Here is a 662-nt window from a genome sequence, read left to right on the forward strand (position 1 = left end):
CTGTCATGGTCAATGATTTGGTCGTTGAAAATATCAATCAGATTGGCCAGCGCTTCTGCGGTTTGCTCGCTCGGCGCCACCAAATGCAAGGTGGTATACGCCTCAAGCACATGCAAATGAGTGTTCATGGTCTTCGGCAAGTTGTCGTCTTTGTCACTCAGACGAACATCGGCCATTGGCTGCCAGTCTTGGGTCAACGCTTCGACATAACCATTGCGCTCATAATCGCGCGCATGCTTTTCCAGCAAGCCAAAGTACTCTTGCGCTTTGGCCAGCGCATGCGGATTGTTGGTCAACTTGTAGTAAGCCGACAGACCATAAATCGCAAAGCTAATGGCGTAGGTTTGCTTTTTGCCATCGGTCACCTGCCCCTGATGGTCCAGCATCCACACCACGCCACCTTGGTCTTTGTCATCAAAGTACTTCAACAAATAATCAAACGCGCGGGTTGCTAGCGCCTCGTAGCGCTCTGATTTGCTCCCTCTGGCTTTCAAGCTTTCTGTTCTCAAGAAGTGGGCATACTCTGAGAAAAACCACAGAATACGGGTGTTCTGAATGATGCTTTTCTCCGACTCAATCAACGGCGTATTGTCCCGACTGACCTCGCCATAAAAGCCACCATGGTGTTCATCAACTGTGTAGGTCGCCCACCAATCGGCAAT

General features: G+C 50.2%; 1 protein-coding gene. It reads right to left on the reverse strand.

Going from position 1 to position 662, the window contains the following annotated elements; translation table 11 throughout:
* On the reverse strand, positions 1-662 hold a 662-nt coding region (locus CBE68_RS18610), incomplete at both ends, for an AGE family epimerase/isomerase (protein ID WP_198959877.1).

This window comes from Neiella marina (assembly GCF_002165625.1).
In the GTDB taxonomy this organism is placed as follows: Bacteria; Pseudomonadota; Gammaproteobacteria; order Enterobacterales; family Neiellaceae; genus Neiella; species Neiella marina.